The sequence below is a fragment of the Streptomyces sp. YS-3 genome (genome assembly GCF_045257485.1).
Taxonomy (GTDB): domain Bacteria; phylum Actinomycetota; class Actinomycetes; order Streptomycetales; family Streptomycetaceae; genus Streptomyces.
In genome coordinates this window covers 1-1,926 of record NZ_JBJHPC010000889.1, presented here as the reverse complement: position 1 = coordinate 1,926, position 1,926 = coordinate 1, and the positions used below count along the sequence as shown (strand labels likewise).

General features: G+C 69.9%; 2 protein-coding genes and 1 rRNA gene. 2 read left to right on the top strand and 1 reads right to left on the bottom strand.

Translation table 11 applies throughout. From position 1 onward, the window contains the following. The first annotated feature begins 128 nt into the window (after positions 1-128). A 5S ribosomal RNA gene (rrf, locus tag ACJA3G_RS35980) occupies positions 129-245 on the top strand. A gap of 82 nt (positions 246-327) precedes the next feature. Then, positions 328-888, top strand: coding sequence for a GNAT family N-acetyltransferase (locus ACJA3G_RS35975; RefSeq protein WP_406557233.1), 561 nt, complete (start codon positions 328-330; stop codon positions 886-888). Between the two features lie 31 nt (positions 889-919). Here ACJA3G_RS35975 and ACJA3G_RS35970 read toward each other — a convergent pair. Further along, on the bottom strand, positions 920-1,926 hold a 1,007-nt coding region (locus ACJA3G_RS35970; protein WP_406557232.1), incomplete at its 5' end, for a type VI secretion protein.

Below are 1,926 nucleotides of genomic sequence, written 5' to 3'. Positions count from 1 at the left end.
CCTCGTAAGGGGTGGAGCTGACTGGTACTAATAGGCCGAGGGCTTGTCCTCAGTTGCTCGCGTCCACTGTGTTAGTTCTGAAATAACGAACAGCTGTGTCAATGCCAGCGTTCAAATTTTCATAGTGTTTCGGTGGTCATAGCGTTAGGGAAACGCCCGGTTACATTCCGAACCCGGAAGCTAAGCCTTTCAGCGCCGATGGTACTGCAGGGGGGACCCTGTGGGAGAGTAGGACGCCGCCGAACAATCATTGCGGGAAGCCCCGCACCATGATCCGTAAGGATTAATGGTGCGGGGCTTTTCTGCGTTTCATGGCAGGATCACGCCATGGATCACGTGATACGCCCGGTACGGGCCGATGAATGGCGCAAGGCCAAGGACCTCCGTATGGCCGGGCTGGCCGACCCCGCCGCCCCCATTGCCTTCCTTGAGACCGCCGAAGAGGCCGTCGCCCGGCCCGACTCCTTCTGGGAGGAGCGGACGGCCGGCGTGTCCGGCGACGCTCCCGGCGGCCGGCAGTTCGTGGCCGAGGGCCCGGACGGCAGTTGGGCCGGATCCGTCGTCGTCCTGGTTGAGCAGGCCGGGAACACGGACTTCTTCGGGGTGGAGATCGACGCCACCCAGGGGCATCTCGTCGGCGTCTTCGTACGCCCCGAGTTCCGGGGCATCGGGCTCACCGACAGGCTCTTCGAGGCCGCGCTGGAGTGGGCCTGGTCCCTGGAGCAGCCGCGCCTGGAGCGCGTACGGCTCTATGTGCACAACCAGAACGAGCGGGCCGAGGGCTTCTACCGGAAGTTCGGGTTCGTACGGACGGGGAAGACCGTTCCCGCGCCCGCCGGGCAGCCGGTCGAAGCGTACGAGGCCGAGATGGAGTTCACGCGCCCGTAGCGCCACCCGCCGGGCGCCGCGACCGCCAGGGTTAGGGCGTCAGTGTTTCCGTCCAGCGGGCCCGGGCCTGTTCCGCCGAGCGGAGCAGGGCCAGGGTCGGCAGGCCAAGGTCCTGGCCGGCCGACAGGAGCTCGGGCAGCCGGGGCAGCGGGGCGACCGCCGCCACGTCGTCCAGGACCAGCGACATTGGTGGGTCGAGCCGACCGTCGGATGACCGTTCGGCCATGCGGCGGCCGTGCTCGACCACGTCTGAGGCGAGGGCTGTCAGCAGGGGCATCGCGGCCGGGCGGGACCGCGGATCCTCGATGGCTTCACCCACCACGTAAAGGGTGCCCCCTTCCGCGGCGAATGATTCCAACGCGAGCGAATCCGCTCGATTCGGTGTGCAGGCCTCGCGGATGTGGATCGAGGAGAGCGCGGCGAGCGCACGCGCCGTCAGCTCCTGAGCGATCTCACGGCGTTCGGGGTGAGCGGTCAGTGCCGACTCCAGCAGGCCCGCCGCGCCGCTCATCGCCTTGGGGTGGGTGCGGAGTATGCGTACGGCCTCGTGGGCACCCGCGCCCTGGGCCCAGCGGTGCATCTGTTTGACCGCCTTGCCGTCCCGGCTGTCCAGTGCCGCCGCGTGCAGCCAGCACCGCAGCAGGGTCTCCGCGGTGTCGGCCATGGCGGCGTCGATCCGGGCCTGCGGCCGTACGGGTGCGAGCAGCGCGGTCGCGCGCGACGCCGCCACTTCCGCGTCCTCGCAGCCGCTCGTCGGCGACCAGTGCAGCCGGGCCGGAGTGTCGCAGAGGTGCCCTGGGTCGTACACGTGCACAGGACCCAGCTTCGCGCGCGCGTCCTTCGTCTCCGCCCAGAGGCTGGGGTCCGAGGTGATGACGAGTGCGGCACCCTCGGCGTCCCGGATGGCCTGGACGGCCGTGGGGCGGCGGATGTCGGGGCCGCCGTAGACGACCCGGGGCGGGCGCGCCGCGCGGGGCGCGGGAAGGCGGCCCGGTCCCGGGTCGTCGGCCGCCCAGGCCGTGGTGGTGGGCGCGGGCG